General features: G+C 64.4%; 16 protein-coding genes. 11 read left to right on the top strand and 5 right to left on the bottom strand.

The window, feature by feature from the left end:
- Positions 1 to 7 precede the first annotated feature (7 nt).
- The 4 genes from dapA to purC all read left to right on the top strand — a co-directional run bounded on the left by dapA (position 8) and on the right by purC (position 3,679).
- Positions 8 to 892 (top strand): 4-hydroxy-tetrahydrodipicolinate synthase, encoded by an 885-nt coding sequence (dapA, locus tag F8A90_RS14945; protein WP_043336386.1) that lies wholly within the window; start codon positions 8 to 10, stop codon positions 890 to 892.
- Positions 892 to 1,830 (top strand): hypothetical protein, encoded by a 939-nt coding sequence (locus F8A90_RS14940; protein ID WP_054556839.1) that lies wholly within the window; start codon positions 892 to 894, stop codon positions 1,828 to 1,830. Before dapA ends, F8A90_RS14940 begins: the two co-directional genes overlap by 1 nt.
- Positions 1,831 to 1,985: 155 nt before the next feature.
- Complete coding sequence (locus F8A90_RS14935) at positions 1,986 to 2,768, top strand: MBL fold metallo-hydrolase (protein ID WP_166020199.1); 783 nt, start codon at positions 1,986 to 1,988, stop codon at positions 2,766 to 2,768.
- Between the two features lie 194 nt (positions 2,769 to 2,962).
- Positions 2,963 to 3,679, top strand: a complete 717-nt coding sequence (purC, locus tag F8A90_RS14930) for a phosphoribosylaminoimidazolesuccinocarboxamide synthase (RefSeq protein ID WP_200017714.1) — start codon at positions 2,963 to 2,965, stop codon at positions 3,677 to 3,679.
- 160 nt (positions 3,680 to 3,839) lie between these two features.
- Here the strand turns inward: purC and F8A90_RS14925 are convergent, their stop codons facing one another.
- On the bottom strand, positions 3,840 to 4,418 hold the full coding sequence (locus tag F8A90_RS14925; protein ID WP_200017713.1) for an NADPH-dependent FMN reductase: 579 nt from the start codon (positions 4,416 to 4,418) through the stop codon (positions 3,840 to 3,842).
- A 186-nt stretch (positions 4,419 to 4,604) separates the two neighbouring features.
- The gene (gene tsaA, locus F8A90_RS14920; RefSeq protein ID WP_200020069.1) at positions 4,605 to 5,345 is read right to left on the bottom strand and encodes a tRNA (N6-threonylcarbamoyladenosine(37)-N6)-methyltransferase TrmO; all 741 of its coding nucleotides are present in this window, start codon (positions 5,343 to 5,345) and stop codon (positions 4,605 to 4,607) included.
- A 359-nt stretch (positions 5,346 to 5,704) separates the two neighbouring features.
- Between tsaA and F8A90_RS14915 the strand changes: the two genes are divergently transcribed.
- The 4 genes from F8A90_RS14915 (at position 5,705) to F8A90_RS14900 (ending at position 8,255) form a co-directional block, all read left to right on the top strand.
- Positions 5,705 to 6,370 carry a methylthioribulose 1-phosphate dehydratase gene (locus F8A90_RS14915; RefSeq protein WP_200017712.1) on the top strand — a complete coding sequence of 222 codons (666 nt, stop codon included), beginning with the start codon at positions 5,705 to 5,707 and terminating at the stop codon, positions 6,368 to 6,370.
- On the top strand, positions 6,367 to 6,963 hold the full coding sequence (locus F8A90_RS14910) for a 1,2-dihydroxy-3-keto-5-methylthiopentene dioxygenase (RefSeq protein ID WP_200017711.1): 597 nt from the start codon (positions 6,367 to 6,369) through the stop codon (positions 6,961 to 6,963). Before F8A90_RS14915 ends, F8A90_RS14910 begins: the two co-directional genes overlap by 4 nt.
- The gene (gene mtnC / locus F8A90_RS14905) at positions 6,960 to 7,640 is read left to right on the top strand and encodes an acireductone synthase (protein WP_107335985.1); all 681 of its coding nucleotides are present in this window, start codon (positions 6,960 to 6,962) and stop codon (positions 7,638 to 7,640) included. The genes F8A90_RS14910 and mtnC overlap by 4 nt, the downstream gene beginning before the upstream one ends.
- Before the next feature lie 93 nt (positions 7,641 to 7,733).
- A complete protein-coding gene (locus F8A90_RS14900; RefSeq protein WP_233593355.1) occupies positions 7,734 to 8,255 on the top strand; it encodes a GNAT family N-acetyltransferase in 522 nt (173 codons plus the stop codon).
- A gap of 139 nt (positions 8,256 to 8,394) precedes the next feature.
- Here the strand turns inward: F8A90_RS14900 and F8A90_RS14895 are convergent, their stop codons facing one another.
- The 3 genes from F8A90_RS14895 to nadC form a co-directional block, all read right to left on the bottom strand.
- On the bottom strand, positions 8,395 to 9,189 hold the full coding sequence (locus tag F8A90_RS14895; RefSeq protein WP_200017709.1) for an SDR family NAD(P)-dependent oxidoreductase: 795 nt from the start codon (positions 9,187 to 9,189) through the stop codon (positions 8,395 to 8,397).
- 137 nt (positions 9,190 to 9,326) lie between these two features.
- Positions 9,327 to 9,986 carry a class I SAM-dependent methyltransferase gene (locus F8A90_RS14890; RefSeq protein ID WP_166020189.1) on the bottom strand — a complete coding sequence of 220 codons (660 nt, stop codon included), beginning with the start codon at positions 9,984 to 9,986 and terminating at the stop codon, positions 9,327 to 9,329.
- A 110-nt stretch (positions 9,987 to 10,096) separates the two neighbouring features.
- Entirely contained in the window at positions 10,097 to 10,960 is an 864-nt protein-coding gene (nadC, locus tag F8A90_RS14885; RefSeq protein WP_200017707.1) for a carboxylating nicotinate-nucleotide diphosphorylase, read from the bottom strand.
- Between the two features lie 171 nt (positions 10,961 to 11,131).
- On the opposite strand from nadC, the gene ampD reads away from it, so the two are divergent.
- The 3 genes from ampD (at position 11,132) to aceF (ending at position 17,006) form a co-directional block, all read left to right on the top strand.
- Positions 11,132 to 11,743, top strand: coding sequence for a 1,6-anhydro-N-acetylmuramyl-L-alanine amidase AmpD (ampD, locus tag F8A90_RS14880; protein WP_052384569.1), 612 nt, complete (start codon positions 11,132 to 11,134; stop codon positions 11,741 to 11,743).
- 448 nt (positions 11,744 to 12,191) lie between these two features.
- A complete protein-coding gene (aceE, locus tag F8A90_RS14875) occupies positions 12,192 to 14,867 on the top strand; it encodes a pyruvate dehydrogenase (acetyl-transferring), homodimeric type (protein WP_166020184.1) in 2,676 nt (891 codons plus the stop codon).
- 105 nt (positions 14,868 to 14,972) lie between these two features.
- Positions 14,973 to 17,006, top strand: a complete 2,034-nt coding sequence (aceF, locus tag F8A90_RS14870) for a pyruvate dehydrogenase complex dihydrolipoyllysine-residue acetyltransferase (RefSeq protein WP_200017705.1) — start codon at positions 14,973 to 14,975, stop codon at positions 17,004 to 17,006.
- The last annotated feature ends 105 nt before the right edge of the window (positions 17,007 to 17,111 follow it).

Raw genomic sequence — 17,111 nt, 5'->3', positions numbered from 1 at the left:
TCGAGGGATGATCACAGGTAGCATTGTCGCACTGGCGACCCCGATGAAGGCCACCGGCGAGATCGACTGGGACGCCCTGCGCCAGCTGGTCGCCTTCCACCTCGAAAATGGCACCGATGCCATCGTCGCCGCCGGCACTACCGGCGAGCCGACCACCATGTCCTTCGCGGAGCACTTCGATGTCATCCGCTGTGTGGTCGAGACGGTCGCCGGCAAGATTCCGGTCATCGCCGGCACGGGCGCCAACGCCACCTCCGAAGCGGTCGAACTGGCGCGCTACGCCAAGGAAGTCGGTGCGGATTACTGCCTCTCCGTGGCGCCGTACTACAACAAGCCGACCCAGGAAGGGCTCTACCAGCACTTCAAGGCCGTCGCCGAGCAGGCCGGTATTCCGGTCATTCTCTACAACGTGCCGGGTCGTACCTGTTCCGATATCTACAACGAGACGGTCTTCCGCCTCGCCGAACTCGACAACATCGTCGGCCTCAAGGATGCCACCGGCAACCTGGAGCGCGGTCAGGAACTGATCGACCGCCTCAAGGGCACCGACTTCGCGCTCTACTCCGGCGATGACCCCACCGCCTGCGACTTCATCCTGATGGGCGGTCACGGCGATATCTCCGTGACGGCCAACGTCGCGCCGCGCCTGATGCACGAGATGTGTGAAGCCGCCGTGGCCGGCGATGCCGAACGCGCCCACCAGATCAACACGCGCCTGATGCCCCTGCACTCCGCGATGGGCGTCGAGTCCAACCCGATCCCGGTCAAGTTCGCCATGCACCGCATGGGCCTGTCGCCGGAATCCGGCGTGCGTCTGCCGCTGACCTGGCTGTCCGAGCAGTATCACTCCACGGTCGAGGAAGCACTGCAACTGGCCGAGGTGCTCAACTGATGAGTCAGCGTTTCGTACCACTGGCCCTGCTGACGGCGCTCGCGGTCGCAGGCTGTTCCAGTGATGGCTACTACTACGATCGCAACAGCGAGTATGCCGATGCCAGCATCGCGCCGCCGCTGGAGCTGCCGGACACGATCAATCGTGGTGATTACCAGGATTCCATGCCGGTGCCGCAGGCCAGCAGTGACTTCCTGGCCAGCGACGACTTCGAGGCACCGCGTCCCCAGCCACTGGCGACCAGCGAGCAGGGCGGGCGTGAGTTCGTCGCCATGCGTCAGAGCGGCGACGCCCGCTGGTTGGCCGTGAACGCCGCGCCGGCGGCGGTATGGACGCGTCTGCAGTCCTTCGTGCGCGATCAGGGCCTCGATGTGCAGAGCATCGATGCCGGCAAGGGCGAGATCACCACGGCCCAGGGCATCATCAGTGTCAGCCAGGGGCTGCGTGCCGATGCCTCCGAAGTGCGTTGTCAGCAGGGCGGCGATGTCGCCGGCAGCTGCCTGAACGCGCTGAGCGGCTATCTGGCCGCGTCTTCCGCCGATAGCGGTGTCTCGCTGGCAGCCCAGTCGCTCAGTCGTGATGACCGTGTGCGCCTGGAAGGCCGCGATGGCACCTGGCAGGTCGATCTGGCGCTGGATACCGAGCGCAGCTGGGCCGAGCTGCTCTATCAGCTGCAGAAGAACTTCAACACCGACTACCAGACGCTGACCGATCAGGACCGCTCGCGTGGCGAGTTCATGGTCGATTACATCCCGCGTGAAGAGCGTGATGGCGGCTGGTTGGGTATCGGCGGCGATGGTGACCCGGTGCCGATGGTACTCAAGCTGCGCGCCGAGAATGACCACACCCTGGTCACGGCGACCCGTGCCGATGGTGAAGAGACCACGCCGGCACTGGCGCGTGAGCTGCTCGACGCCGTGGCGTCGACACTGCGCTGAGCATGTGGCTCGACACGCCTTGCGCCGCCTCATCTGACGACTCGTCGGGTGAGGCGGCTGCGTCGTTTCAGATCCCCCTCCCGGTGGCAGGCAGTGGGACGCTGGCGGCTGGCCTGACGGCCGCCCGTGGGCCTAGTGACGGCGCTCAAGGCGTGATGGCGATGGCTTCGCTGGGCAGCGGCAGCAAGGGCAATGGCACCTTGATCCGTACCCGCGAGGCACTGGTGCTGGTCGATTGCGGCTTCACCCTCAAGGAGACCGAGGCCCGTCTGGCGCGCCTTGGCGTGCATCCCTCGCAGCTGGACGCCGTGCTGGTCACCCATGAACATGGTGATCACCTGAGCGGCGTGGGGCCGCTGGCGCGTCGCCACGCTGTGCCGGTGCATCTGACCACCGGCACCTGGCTTGCCGGGCGCGCGAAGAAGCTGGGCACGCTGCCGAGTCGCCATCTGATCACGCCGCAGCAGGAATTCGCGATCAAGGATCTCGAGATTCTGCCGGTCACGGTGCCCCACGATGCGCGCGAGCCGGTGCAGTTCGTGTTCAGTCGACGTGGCGAGACGGCCACGCGGCGTCTGGGCGTGCTGACCGATCTCGGTCACGTCAGCGAGCACGTGCTGAGCTGCTTTGCCGACTGCGATGGTCTGGTGCTGGAGTTCAACCACGACCCGCAGATGCTGGCCAGCGGGCCGTATCCGCCCAGCCTCAAGCGGCGGGTCGGGGGGCGGCTCGGCCATCTGGCCAATGCCCAGGCATGCGCCGCCTTGCCCCATCTGGGGCTGTCGCGCCTGCAACGGCTGGTGGCCTCGCATCTGTCGGAGAGCAACAACCATCCGTCCTTGGCCCGGGAGGCACTGGCCCCCTGGCTTGCGGATGACGATAGTCGCCTGATCATCGCCGCGCAGGACAGCGGCTTTGGCTGGCAGGCCATCGCCTGATATTCATGACGCCCGGTCGCTTCGCGATCGGGCGTTTGTGATTCTGGATGAGCTGACCAGATGGACAGCTCTCGAATCACGCCATACACCAACGCCACGGTCCTTCTCGACTGGGCGTGACAGACTCAAGCGTGATCGATTCATCGTCGACCGCCTCAACACTCGACGCGTCTAGCGTCATCAGGGGGAATCTCATGGAAAAGCGTGAAGAGCTCTACGCTGGCAAGGCCAAATCCGTCTTCGTCACTGACGACCCGGATCTTCTGCTGCTGGAATTCCGCGACGATACCAGCGCCTTCGACGGCAAGCGTATCGAGCAGCTGGAACGCAAGGGCATGGTCAACAACAAGTTCAATGCCTTCATCATGGAGAAACTCAAGGCGGCCGGTATCCCGACCCACTTCGAGCGTCTGGTCAGCGACAACGAGTGCCTGGTCAAGCGTCTCGACATGATGGCGGTGGAGTGCGTGGTGCGTAACATCTCCGCCGGCTCACTGGTGCGTCGTCTGGGTGTCGAGGAAGGCATCGAGCTCAATCCGCCGACCTTCGAGCTGTTCCTCAAGAACGACGAGAAGGGCGACCCGATGATCAACGAGTCGCTGGTCGAGACCTTCGGCTGGGCAGAGCCCAAGCACCTGGCGCGCGCCAAGGAACTGACCTTCCAGGTCAACGACATCCTCAAGCAGCTGTTCCTCGATGGCGGCATCCTGCTGGTCGACTACAAGCTCGAGTTCGGTGTCTTCAAGGGTGAGGTCGTGCTGGGTGACGAATTCTCGCCGGACGGCTGCCGTCTGTGGGATGCCGAGACGCGCGAGAAGCTGGACAAGGACCGCTTCCGTCAGGGGCTGGGCGGCGTGATCGAAGCCTACGAGGAAGTCGGTCGCCGCATCGGTATCGATTTCTCGGCCTGAGCCTGAATCCGAGGCCAGGTCTGAGGTGATGCACTGACGCTCTGACGTCACAGACAGTGTGTCAAAGGACGGCCCCCTGCCACTGGCAGGGGGCCGTTCGTGTTTGGCAGGGGCAATTGTCTGCCCGGGAGCGTAGCTGTGAGGAAAGCGGCGTGGCGCTTCAGGAGGCGCGCAGGCTGGCCAGATCGATCACCTGGCGGGCGACAGCCGCGAGGGCGTGGTCCTGGCCTTCGTCATCGAGACTGCCGTCCTCGTGGAAGGCATTTCCGGCACGCGATACCGCGATCTGCTGGGGCGCGACCAGCATGCCGAGGTTGTTCAGGTAAAGGCGCACGAAGGGCAGCGCCCGCATGCCGCCCATGGCACCGGGTGAGGCCGAGACGATGCCGACCGGCATGCCGCGCAGGGCGTCCATGCCGCTCTGGCCGTCCGCCGCCGGACGAGACAACCAGTCGAAGGTGTTCTTGAGCAGCGGGCTGAAGAAGCCGTTGTACTCCGGCGTCGCCAGCAACAGCCCCTGATGGCTGGCCAGCATCTCCTGCAGGCGGTCGGCACTGGCGGGACGGCCATTGGCCTCTTCGCTGTCGCCATCGTAGAGCGGCATCGGGAAGTCGTTGAGGTCGAGCAGGCTGACCTCGGCACCTTCCTGTCGGGCGTGGTGTGCCAGGCGCTCGATCAGGCGTCGATTGACGGAGGCCTTGCGGGTACTGGCGGCAAAGGCAAGCAGACGGATACTCATGCGGCGGACTCCCGGTGAAACGAGTGGAGATGAAGGAACGCACGCCCAGTATGGTCGGGTCTCGTGACGGTTTGCCAATCCAATCTGGCATTGTCTTGATCTGGCGCGCGCAATCCTTCGATCCGCTCCATGCAAGGCGTTGATCCCACTGCGCAAGGCGCTGCTCTGACCCGCGCAGGGGCTTGATCAGACGGCCATGATGGCCGCGACCTCCATCGTCAAGGAGCCATCGGGTTGCGTGCGGGCCGTGAAGCGCACATCCACGTCCACCAGCCGCACGCCATACTGGCGCTTGCCATCGGCGGGCCTGGCGGCGTGATAGGCGGGGCGCGGGTCCTGGGCGAGCACTTCTTCGATCAGTGCGCGCAGCGTGGCGCTGTCAGCCCGGGCCGCCAGTGTCTGCTCGGCCAGTGCGCTGAAGACGACGCTGTGACGCGGCGGCGGCGCAGGCGCATAGCCGGCACGTGCCTGGGGCACGGCATCGACCCACGGCAGATACGGCTTGATATCCATCACCGGCGTGCCATCGAGCAGGTCGTGACCGCGCAGCAGCAGGCGCACGCCGTTGCGCTTGCCCGACTGCCCGCCATCCGGCGTGGCGTTGACCGCCGTCTCGACGCCTGCCAGTTCGACTACTGACTGCCCCAGTCGGTTGGGGCGGTGGGTGCTGCGTGAGGCGAAGACGCCGGTGCGCGCATTGCCCCCCAGGCGCGGCGGGCGGATCAAGGGCGTCCAGCGTGTGGGACTGGCGTGGAACAGGAAATGGACCCACAGATGGCTGAAACCCTCGATGTCGCGCACGCAGTCCGGGTCATCGAAGGGCGGCAGCAGATGCAGGATGGCGGTGGCGTGGCGCGCCAGCCCTGGCTGGCGGGGAATGCCGAACTTGTCCGGGTAGCAGCTTTCGATGATGCCCACCGGCTGCATGGCCTGTTGCCCCAGCGCCGCGGCCTGCTCACGCAGATGAGGGGGCAGCAGCGGCAGGCGTCTGGCCAGTGCGGCATCGCTCATCGGGCGCTCGGCCGTGTCGGCGGTCGAGTGGGGGCTGGCGGGCTGATCGGAAGAGGACATGGCAAGACCGTGGCAGAGGCTGAAGTGATGATGGCGCAGAATGTCGTGTGACATTCCAGGCCGCCATGATGCCATGCCTGTCGTCGCACGGCATGACTGGTCTCACTGGGTCGGCTTGTGTAGTCTGCCGCGAGAGCAGCGCCGCATGGCGCTGAATCGTGATGCTGGCGACGGGGCGTGAATGCCCCGCGCGACTCTTGAGGGCAATTTTGATCATGTCAGACCCTATCGCCATTGCCGCTGCCGATGGCCTGCCGTCGACACTGGACCTCGACCGCCTTGCACTGGCGAGCCAACAGTTGATCGAGGCCGGTCAGGCGCTGGACGCTGCCGGGCAGGTACCGGCCACCGGTGGCAACTTCTCCTGTCGTCTCAGTGATCGCCTGATGGCGGTCACCGCCTCGGGCTGCCACAAGGGCCGCCTGACCAGTGGCGACATTCTGGTCAGCGATTTTGCCGTCAGGCTACAGGGCACTTCCCGCAAGGCCTCTGACGAGGCGCGCCTGCATGGTCAGCTCTACGAAGACCTGCCCCACGCCCGGGCGATACTGCATACCCACTCCAGGGCCGCCACCGTGCTGTCGCTGTGCCATGAGGGCGACACCCTGAGCCTGGAGGGCTTCGAGCTCAACAAGGCGCTGGAAGGCGTCAAGAGTCATGAGACGGCGGTACGTCTGGCCGTCTTCGACAATACTCAGGATATCGATGCGCTGGCGCTGGACGTGCGCGCCCGGCTGGCCGCCGATGCCGGTCTGCACGGCTACCTGATTCGCGGCCATGGCCTCTATACCTGGGCCAGCAGCATGACGGCCTGTCGCCGCCATGTCGAAGCGCTCGATTTCCTGATGGGTTGTGAACTGGAACTGAGGAGACAGCGATGAGCTTTCTGGCCATCTACGCCGAGCAGGACGCCTCGCGTCCGCAGTTGATCACCAATGATGGCGCGCAGATCGCCAGCGAACTCGAGGCCGAAGGCATTCGCTTCGAGCGCTGGACGGCGGGCTGCGAGATGAGTGATCCCACCGACCAGACGCAGGTGCTGGCGGCCTACGCCGACGATGTCGCGCGCCTCAAGTCCGAGAACGGCTTCGTCACCGCCGACGTGATCGGCCTGACGCCGGATCACCCTGACCGCGACACCCTGCGCGGCAAGTTCCTCGATGAGCACCGCCATGCAGAGCATGAGGTGCGCTTCTTCGTGCGCGGCAGCGGTATCTTCTACCTGCATCTGGGCGAGCGTGTGCTGGCGGTCGGTTGCGAGAAGGATGACCTGATCGCCGTGCCGGCCGGCACGCCGCACTGGTTCGACATGGGGCCGACGCCGGACTTCACTGCCATCCGCCTGTTCACCAATCCGGAAGGCTGGATCGCCAACTTCACCGACAATGACATCGCCGCCCGTTTCCCGCGTCATGAAGCGCTGGCCGAGCATTTCACCCAGTCCGCCGCCCCGCATTCCCAGGAGTCCGCATGATTCGCGCCATCGTCACCGACATCGAGGGCACGACCGGATCGATTCGCTTCGTGCATCAGGTGCTGTTCCCCTATGCGCGCGCCAACCTGGGCGATTTCGTGCGCGCCAACGCCGAGCGTGAGGACGTCGCCGAGCAGCTGGCCGCCACCCGTGAGCTGGCCGAGGCACCGAAGGCCGATCTCGAGGCCGTGATCGCCATTCTGGAAGGCTGGATCGACGCCGACCGCAAGGCCACGCCGCTCAAGGCGCTGCAGGGCATGGTGTGGGCGCAGGGTTACGCGGACGGCGACTTCACCGGCCATGTCTATCCCGATGCCGTGAAGGGATTGCGTGACTGGAAGGAACGCGGACTGTCCTTGTATGTCTACTCTTCAGGCTCCATCCAGGCCCAGAAGCTGCTGTTCGGGCATTCCGATGTCGGCGATCTGACTCCGCTGTTTGCCGGCTACTTCGACACCACCACGGGCCCCAAGCAGGAAGCCGAGAGCTATCGCCGCATCGCTGGTCAGCTGGGCATCCCGGGCGCGGAGATCCTGTTCCTGTCGGATGTCGTCGCCGAGCTGGACGCTGCCGCTGCCGCCGGCTTCCATACCTGGCAGCTGGTGCGAGAGCCGGACATGGTCACGGGAGATCACCCCCGGGCCAGCCGCTTCGATGAGGTTTCCTTCAGCGGTTGAGCGGGACGCTTCAGTGACAGGTGTCTGCCATGAGCCTGTCAGGTTTTCCATGAGTACATCGTCCTCGTTCGAGGACACAAGGAGGACGAACGATTGCACAGCCAGACCGATAGCCGTGAAGTGGCCAGGGAGCGTGTTCATATCGTGCCGGCGCAGCCGCAGCATGCCGCGGACCAGGCCGAGGTGTTCTACCAGGCCGTCATGCAGGGCGCTGCCGGCCACTATGATCTGGAGCAGCGACAGCAGTGGGCCGCGCGTGTCCCGCGCGACGCCGAACGCTGGGCCGCGCGTCAGCATCGCTTCGAGGTGCTGGTCGCGGAGCGTGATGGTCGCTGCATCGGCTTCTGCGAGTACGCCCCCGAATGGCCGCTGGCGCGCATCGAGATGCTTTACGTCTATCCGAGTCTGATGAGGCAGGGCATCGGCAGCCAGTTGCTGGCGGCGGCCGAGCGCGACCTGCGCGAGCGCAAGGTGCGCGTGATGAGTCTGGAGGCCAGTCTGACGCTGTCGCCGGGCCTGGCCCGCCGTGGCTGGCACAGCCTGGGGCTTGAGCACGTCAAGCGGGATGGCATCTGCCTCAAGCGCGAGCGCTTCGAGAAACGCCTCGACGAGTGACGCGTGCGTCACGGTGATATCGGAAATGAAGACGCCCCCGCCGGTCATCCGGCGGGGGCGTCTTGTGTCTGGCATGGTGTCGCGTCTGGCACGGTGTTGCGTCTGGCAGTGTGTCAGTCATGCCGCGTGATCAGATCGATCACGCCATGGTATCGACGATGCCACCTTCCACGCGCAGTGCGGCGCCGGTGGTGGCGCTGGCCTGCTCGGAGGCAGCGTAGACGCTCATGTTGGCGACTTCCTCGGGGCTTGCCAGGCGTTGCAGGATGGAGCTCGGGCGGGCCTGCTTGACGAAGTCGGCCTCGACCTCTTCAAGTGACCTGCCTTGCTCCTCGGCGTTCTGCTTGAGCATCTCGAGCACGCCCTCGGAGCGGGTCGGCCCCGGCAGGATGGCGTTGACGGTGACCTGCGTGCCGGACAGCACCTTGGCGAGCCCGCGTGAGACGGACTGCACCGCGGATTTGGTCATGCCGTAGTGGACCATCTCGCTGGGGATGTTGAGCGCCGATTCGCTGGACAGGAACTGGATGCGGCCCCAGTCGCGCTCCTTCATGCCACGTGCATAGTGGCGGGACAGGCGCACTGCCGACATCACGTTGACCTGGAAGAACTGCTCCCAGGTGTCGTCATCGGTGTCGAAGAAATCCTGCGGGGCGAAGATGCCGACATTGTTTATCAGGATATCGGTGTCCGGTACGGCGTGAATCAGCGTGTCACAGCCGTCGCGAGTGCCCAGATCGGCGGCCACGCCCTGTACCTCGCTGCCGGGCACCTTGTCTCTGAGGCTGGCGACGGCCTCATCGACACGCGCCTGGGTGCGGCCGGTCAAGGTGACGCTGGCGCCTGCACGGGCAAGCCCCGTGGCGATGGCGAAGCCGATACCGGCAGTGGAACCACTGATGATGGCGCTGCGGCCGCGTAGATCAATCTGCATGCAAACCTCCTTGCAGGAAGCGACGACGGGGACGAGAGCCCAGGCCGATGCCATGCGCCGTGTCGCTTTCGTCATCCGGGTGTTCTCACTGAGTGGCGATGCCGGGCGCACAATGCAAGGGGGAGTGGCGATGCAGATCAGATCTTGCGCAGGTGCATGTGGCGCAACGCCCCGCCGGGGCCGAGGTCGCGGTCCTCGAGTCGCTGCACCGCATGGCCCTCCAGCAGGTTGTCCAGTGGCACATTGAGATTGGTCGCCACCAGCCGGGCCAGTGGGTTGAGCAGACGACGCAGTCGCCCGGCCGGGCGATTGCCGCGCAGGCCCTTGTCGAGTAGCGACAGCTCGCCATCGCTGGCCAGCACGCGCAGCGCTTCATCGAAGGCGCGCTGAGGCTGGGGCACCACGGCGATGATCAGGTGGGCGATGACCACATCGAAATAGCCATCGGGGAAGTCGAGCGCCATGGCGTCGCCCGGCTTGACGTTGGCATCGAAGCCCAGCGTCTCGGCGCGCTCGCGACAGCGGCTCAGCATGGCGGGGGAGGCGTCGATCACCTCGAGCTCGATGTCGCGGGGCAGGAAAGGCAGGTCGAGCCCGGTGCCGCCGCCGAGCAGCAGCACGCGGGTGCCCGCCTGGATATCCAGGGTCGCGATGGCGTCGCGCCGCGCGGAGCGCAGGATGCGAGCGGCCACACGGTCATAGATCGGCGCGTAGAGACTCCAGCGGCGCGTCTGCCAGCCGCCGCCTGATGCCCTGGGGGCTTCAGACGGCGGCTGATGAGGAGATGGCGGGGACATGGGGCGCCTCCCTGGCGGCATGGCAATGCGTCGTGACAGATGGGCCGGCGTCAGCGGCGATCTCTGCAGGACAGGAGCTGGCCAGCAGGGAGGCATTCCCCTGTCGTTGGCTAGCGGGTCTCGACAGTGTAGATGCGCATCGACAGGTCGATGGAGGTCACGTCCTTGGTCAGCGCGCCGATCGAGATGCAATTCACGCCGGTGGCGGCGATACCCGGCAGGGTCGACTCGCTGACGTTGCCGGAGGCTTCCAGCACGGCCGGCTTGGCATGCGCCTTGTTGCGCGCCACGGCCTCGATGAGCTGATCGTTGTCGAAGTTGTCGAGCATGATGACGTCGGCACCGGCATCCAGTGCCTGGGCCAGCTCCTCGAAATTCTCGACTTCCACTTCGCAGGTGACGTCGGAGGCGATGTCGCGCGCCTCACGCACCGCTGCCGCGATGCTGCCACAGGCAGCAATATGGTTTTCCTTGATCAGGAAGGCGTCATAGAGACCGATGCGATGATTGTGGCCACCACCGCAGCTGACGGCATACTTCTGCGCGACACGCATGCCCGGCAGGGTCTTGCGGGTATCGAGCAGGCGCACGCCACTGCCCTCGACCAGCGAGGCATAGTGGTTGGCGCGAGTCGCGGTGCCGGAGAGCGTCTGCAGTAGATTGAGCGCCGCGCGCTCGCCGGTCAGCAGCGAGCGTGCCGGGCCTTCCAGCTCCAGGAAGGGCGCGTCGGCCTCGAGGCGATCACCGTCGCTGGCCAGCCACTTGAGGCTGACGCGCGGATCGAGGCGACGAAACAGCTCATCGACCCAGGGCACACCGCATAGGATGGCCGGTTCACGGCTGATCACGCGCGCCTTGGCCCACTGGCGCTCCGGAATCAATTCGGCAGTGATATCGCCACCGCCGACATCCTCGGCGAGCAGGCGGGCGGCGCTGGTACGGATATCCTCGGCGAGGGCGTCGTGGAAGTTCATGCGCGTCTGATCCTTGTGCGAAGAGTGCTGCCGGTGCCGGGGTCTGTCCGTGTGCCGAGGCAGTGGCACAGACCCGTGGCTGCCGAGCATGCCATAATGTGCGCCATTATAGGAAAAGCCACGCGAGCGGTCAGTCCCCGCGTGCGACGACCTTCCCGTCTGGAGTCTTCGATGCCCCCCTTGTCCTCTTCCCCGCGGTCGGGCCACCTGACGCGTCTGGCGGTCACCCCCGAGCACTGGCTGGAGAGCGCCCGTCAGGTGCCGTCTCCCAATCACAATGCTCGTCCCGAGGGAGAAGTCTCGGCGCTGGTGCTGCATTCCATCAGCCTGCCGCCCGGACGCTTCGGCGGCCCGGCCATCGAGCAGCTGTTCACCAACCAGCTCGATCCCGGCGCCCATCCCTACTTTGCCGATATCCATCAGCTGCGCGTCTCGGCGCATGTGCTGATCCAGCGCGACGGTCGCCTGGTGCAGTTCGTGCCCTTCGACCGCCGTGCCTGGCACGCCGGTCGCTCGCGCTGGCATGACGGTCAGCGTGAGCGTGTCGAGCTCAATGACTTCACCATCGGCATCGAGCTCGAGGGCGATGAGGTGCATCCCTATCGTGATGTCCAATATCGCACCCTGGCACGCACCGTGGCCGGTCTGATGGCGAGCTATCCCGCGCTGACGCGCGAGCGCATCACCTCGCATGCGCGGATTGCGCCGTTGCGCAAGACGGATCCTGGCCCGGCCTTCGATTGGGCTTACTTCGATCGCCTGCTGGACGACATTCAGGACTAAGGTCGCAGGTGCCTCGCGATGATGCATTGCAGCATCGCGAGGCCTCTCCAGGCAGGAAACGCCCAGTGGCGGGGCGCGTTGGTAGTTTTACTACATCATGGCCGCCGAGGGCGGCTCAGCCTGGGGTATGAGTGTCGACCGCAAGGCGCATGAGACCAGTGCTGCCGCGGGGCAGCCAAGCGTTGCACCTGCCCGGTGAGTCTTGCTGCCCTGAATTGGCACGCGGGGGTGTTTGCGGTATCTTTCACGCCAAATGACTGCATCTTGTGCCCTGCTTTGGCGCAGGATGCGCGTCGAGATTGACGGCCGGCAAGACCCGGTCACGACAGGTCTATCGGAGATGCGACCCACTCAGAAGGTCGTGCCCACACTGAAGAGCGCCACTGGTTTCGATATCGCTGTTCGTCGAAACGTTTGACAAAAAATTTCTTCACTCGGAGAGACGTCTATGAGTCTGGAGGCAAGAGAAGATCTCGATCCGATCGAAACCACGGAATGGTTGGACTCCCTGGAATCGGTTCTGGATCGTGAGGGTGAGGATCGTGCCCAGTACCTGATGTCACGCCTGGCCGACCGCCTGCGTCGTGATGGCCATCAGGTGCCCTTCTCGGTGACCACGCCCCATCGCAACAGTATCCCCGTGCACCGCGAAGCGCGCATGCCGGGCGACCTGTTCATGGAGCGTCGTATCCGTTCGCTTATCCGTTACAACGCCATCGCTCAGGTGATCCGCAACAACCGTGCCCACAAGGGCTTGGGCGGTCACATCTCGAGCTTCATGTCCAGTGCGACGCTTTATGACGTAGGTTTCAACCACTTCTTCCGTGCACCGGAAGGCGATTTCGAAGGCGATCTGCTTTACATCCAGGGTCACGTGGCGCCGGGCATCTACGCCCGTTCCTTCCTGGAAGGTCGTCTCAGCCAGGAGCAGATGGACAGCTTCCGTCAGGAAGTCGACGGCAACGGCCTGTCTTCCTATCCGCACCCGTGGCTGATGCCGGATTACTGGCAGTTCCCGACCGTCTCCATGGGTCTGGGTCCGATCCAGGCGATCTACCAGGCGCACGTCATGAAGTACCTCAACTCGCGTGAGTTGAAGTCCATGTACGACCGCAAGGTGTGGTGCTTCATGGGTGACGGCGAGTGTGACGAGCCGGAATCCCTGGGTGCCATCTCTCTGGCTGGCCGCGAGAACCTCGACAACCTGATCTTCGTCATCAACTGCAACCTGCAGCGTCTTGACGGTCCGGTGCGCGGCAACGGCCGCATCATGGACGAGCTGGAAGGCGTCTTCCGTGGTGCCGACTGGAACGTGCTCAAGGTCACCTGGGGTCGCTTCTGGGATCCGCTCTTCGAACAGGACAAGAAAGGCATCCTGCAGAAGCGCATGGACGAAGCGGTCGACGGCGACTACCAGAACTACAAGGCTAATGGCGGCGCGTACACGCGCGAGCACTTCTTCGGCAAGTACCCGGAGACGGCCGATCTGGTCAAGGACATGTCAGACGACGATATCTGGCGTCTGAACCGTGGTGGCCATGACCCGTACAAGGTCTACGCGGCGTATCACGAGGCGGTCAACAACGCCAATGGTCGTCCGACCGTCATCTTGGCGCACACCGTCAAGGGTTACGGCATGGGCATGGGCGATGGCGAAGCGGCCAACGAAGCCCACCAGGTCAAGACCATGGAACACGAAGCGCTGAAGACATTCCGCGATCGCTTCGGTATTCCGCTGACCGACGAACAGCTCGAGGAAGTGCCGTACTACAAGCCGGCGGACGACAGCCCGGAAATGAAGTACATGCACCTCATGCGCGAACGTCTGAACGGCTACCTGCCGCAGCGTCGCACCGAGTACGAAACGCTGGAAATCCCGCCGCTGGACGACAAGATCTTCGCGTCCCAGCTCAAGGGTTCCAACGGGCGTGAGGTGTCCACCACCATGGCCTTCGTACGCGTGCTCAACGGTCTGGTCAAGCACAAGACCCTCGGCGAGCGTGTCGTGCCGATCATTCCTGACGAAGCGCGTACCTTCGGCATGGAAGGCATGTTCCGTCAGCTGGGCATCTACACCGCGGCAGGCCAGAAGTATGAGCCGGTCGACAAGGGTCAGATCATGTATTACCGCGAGGACCAGAAAGGTCAGGTCCTCGAGGAAGGTATCTCCGAAGCAGGCGCCATGTCTGCGTGGGTGGCGGCGGCTACGTCCTACGCCAACCACAACCTGCCGCTGATGCCGTTCTACGTCTACTACTCGATGTTCGGCTTCCAGCGCATCGGTGACCTGGCGTGGGCCGCAGGCGACCTGCAGGCACGTGGCTTCCTGGTCGGCGGTACTGCCGGTCGTACCACCCTGAACGGTGAAGGTCTGCAGCACCAGGATGGCCACAGCCATATCCTGGCCTCGACCATCCCGAACTGCCGTACCTACGACCCGACCTACGCTCACGAAGTGGCGGTCATCGTGCAGGACGGCATGAAGCGCATGTTCGAGCAGCACGAGCCGGTCTTCTACTACCTGGCGGTGATGAACGAGAACTACGAGCAGCCGGCACTCGAGTCGGTGCCCGCAGAGGACATCATCAAGGGGATGTACCTGCTCAAGGAAGGCGGCAAGGACGGCAAGGCACGCGTTCAGCTGCTGGGTTCCGGCACCATCCTGCGTGAAGTCGAGGCAGCCGCCGAGATGCTCAAGCAGGACTACGGTGTCGACGCCGACATCTGGAGCGTCACCAGCTTCAACGAGCTGCGTCGCGAAGCGCTGGAACTGGATCGTCAGGCCTTCCTCAAGCCGGAAGAGACCCCGGCCAAGCCGCACATCACCCAGTGCCTGGAAGGACGTGACGGCCCGGTCGTGGCTGCCACTGACTACATGAAGCTGTTTGCTGACCAGGTTCGTGCCTGGGTGCCGGCTGACTATCACGTGCTCGGTACCGACGGTTTCGGTCGTTCCGATACCCGCGAGAAGCTGCGTCACTTCTTCGAAGTCGACCGCAACTTCGTCACCGTCCAGGCGCTGAAGGCGCTGGCGGATCGTGGTGAGATCGACCGCAAGGTGGTCGCGGAAGCGATCAAGACCTACGGCATCGACCCCAACAAGCCGAATCCGCTGAACGTCTGAGCGGAGATCGCGGAACAGGCGAGCGGCACTCCCTCCTCGACATCAAGATGATGCGAAGGTGAATCGGGTGCCGCTCCCCGTGCACGTTTTGGAAGGAGCACGATCTTGAGCAGCGAAATCATCAAGGTTCCCGACATTGGCGGTAGTTCCGATGTCGAGATCATCGAGATAGCGGTGGCGGTCGGAGATGTCATCTCCGCCGAAGACACCATGATCACTCTTGAGTCCGACAAGGCCAGCATGGATGTGCCGGCACCGAAGGGCGGCAAGGTGGTGAAGATTCTCGTCAAGGAAGGCGACACCGTCTCCGAAGGCGACGATATCCTGGAGCTGGAAGCCGAAGGCGGTGGTGACACCTCCTCTGACGCTTCTGAGGAGCAGGAAGCGCCGAAGGAAGAGGCTCCCAAGCAGGAAGCCTCTGAGCAGCAAGCGTCGAAAGAGTCCGCTTCTGCACCGAAGGCCGCTTCCGGTGGCACCCGGACCGTCGACATCGTCGTGCCGGACCTGGGCGACTCCGAGGCCGTGCCGATCATCGAGATGGCCGTCTCCGAAGGCGACGAAGTCGACGCCGAAGATGCGCTGATCACGCTGGAATCCGACAAGGCCAGCATGGACGTCCCGAGCCCGCACAAGGGCAAGATCGTCAAGCTGACCGTCAAGGAAGGCGACAGCGTCTCTTCCGGTGATGTCATCGGTCAGATGGAAATCGCCGGTGAAGGCGGTGACAGCGCGTCTGATTCCGCGCCGGCCGAGCAGGCGTCTTCCTCCGAGTCCTCCTCTGAAGACACGTCTTCCGAGGCACCGGCTGCTGAAGAAGAGCCGGCCTCCGGTGAGCCGGAGCGCAAGGAATTGCGTGTCCCGGATCTCTCCGGCAGCGACAGCGTGCCGATCATCGAGATGGCCGTGGCCGTCGGTGATGAGGTCAACGAAGAAGACGCGCTGATCACGCTCGAGTCCGACAAGGCGACCATGGACATCCCGAGCCCCTACAAGGGCAAGGTGGTGGAGCTTTCCGTCAAGGAAGGTGACACCGTCTCCGAGGGTGACCTGATCGGTTACATCGAGGTCGCGGGTGCCGCGCCTGCGCCGAAGGCTGCCAAGTCCGAAGCGCCGGCTGCTCCCAAGGCGGAGAAGAGCGAGCAGAAGCCGGCTCCGACACCGGCCGGTGCGCCGAGCCCGGAAGCCCAGATGGCCGCTCACAAGCCGAGCAAGGGTGCCAAGGTCCACGCAGGGCCTGCGGTTCGCCTGCTGGCACGTGAGTTCGGTGTCGATCTGGCAGACGTCTCCGGCAGCGGCCCGAAGGGCCGTGTGGTGAAGGAAGATGTCCAGGCCTACGTCAAGCAGATGATGCAGAAGGCCAAGTCCGCACCGGCAGCCCCTGCCGCGCAGGCCACCGGCGGTGCCGGTATCCCGCAGGTGCCGGATCAGGACTTCAGTCAGTTCGGTGAGATCGAAGAGAAGAAGATGGGCCGCCTGATGAAGGCCGGTGCCACCAATCTGCATCGCAGCTGGCTCAACGTCCCGCACGTGACCCAGTTCGATGAAGCTGACATCACCGAGCTCGAGGCCTTCCGCAAGTCCATGAAGGCCGAGGCGGAAGCGGCAGGTGCCAAGCTCACGCCGCTGCCGTTCATGATCAAGGCGGCTGCCCACGCGCTGGCCAAGTATCCGCAGTTCAACGTCAGCCTCAAATCTGACGGCGAGACCCTGGTGCACAAGAAGTACGTGCACATCGGTATCGCGGTGGATACGCCGGACGGCCTGATGGTGCCGGTGATCCGCAATGCGGATCAGAAGAGCCTGCTGGAGCTGGCCCGCGAATCCGTGGAGCTGGCCAAGAAGGCACAGACCAAGAAGCTCAAGCGCGAAGAGATGACCGGTGGTTGCTTCACCATCTCGAGCCTTGGCTCCATTGGCGGTACTGCCTTCACACCGATCGTCAACACGCCGGAAGTCGCCATCCTGGGCGTCTCCAAGGCGCAGATGAAGCCGGTGTGGGACGGCGCTGCCTTCCAGCCGCGTCTGATGATGCCGCTGTCACTGTCCTACGATCACCGTGCGGTGAACGGGGCGGATGCAGCACGCTTCACGGCGTATCTGGCTCAGGTGCTGACCGACGTGCGTCGTCTGCTGCTCTGATCCGTACCTTGCATGACAAGGGCAGGTGCCAGATGGCCTGTCGACAGAACGGCCTCCTTCGGGAGGCCGTTTTTTGTGCGTGTGCGTTGGCGTGGCAGGGCGGCG

Origin of the sequence: Cobetia sp. cqz5-12, from assembly GCF_016495405.1 — a bacterium.
Classification (GTDB): domain Bacteria; phylum Pseudomonadota; class Gammaproteobacteria; order Pseudomonadales; family Halomonadaceae; genus Cobetia.
The sequence above is the reverse complement of the archived record's forward strand: the minus strand, read 5'-3'. Positions and strand labels throughout refer to the sequence as shown.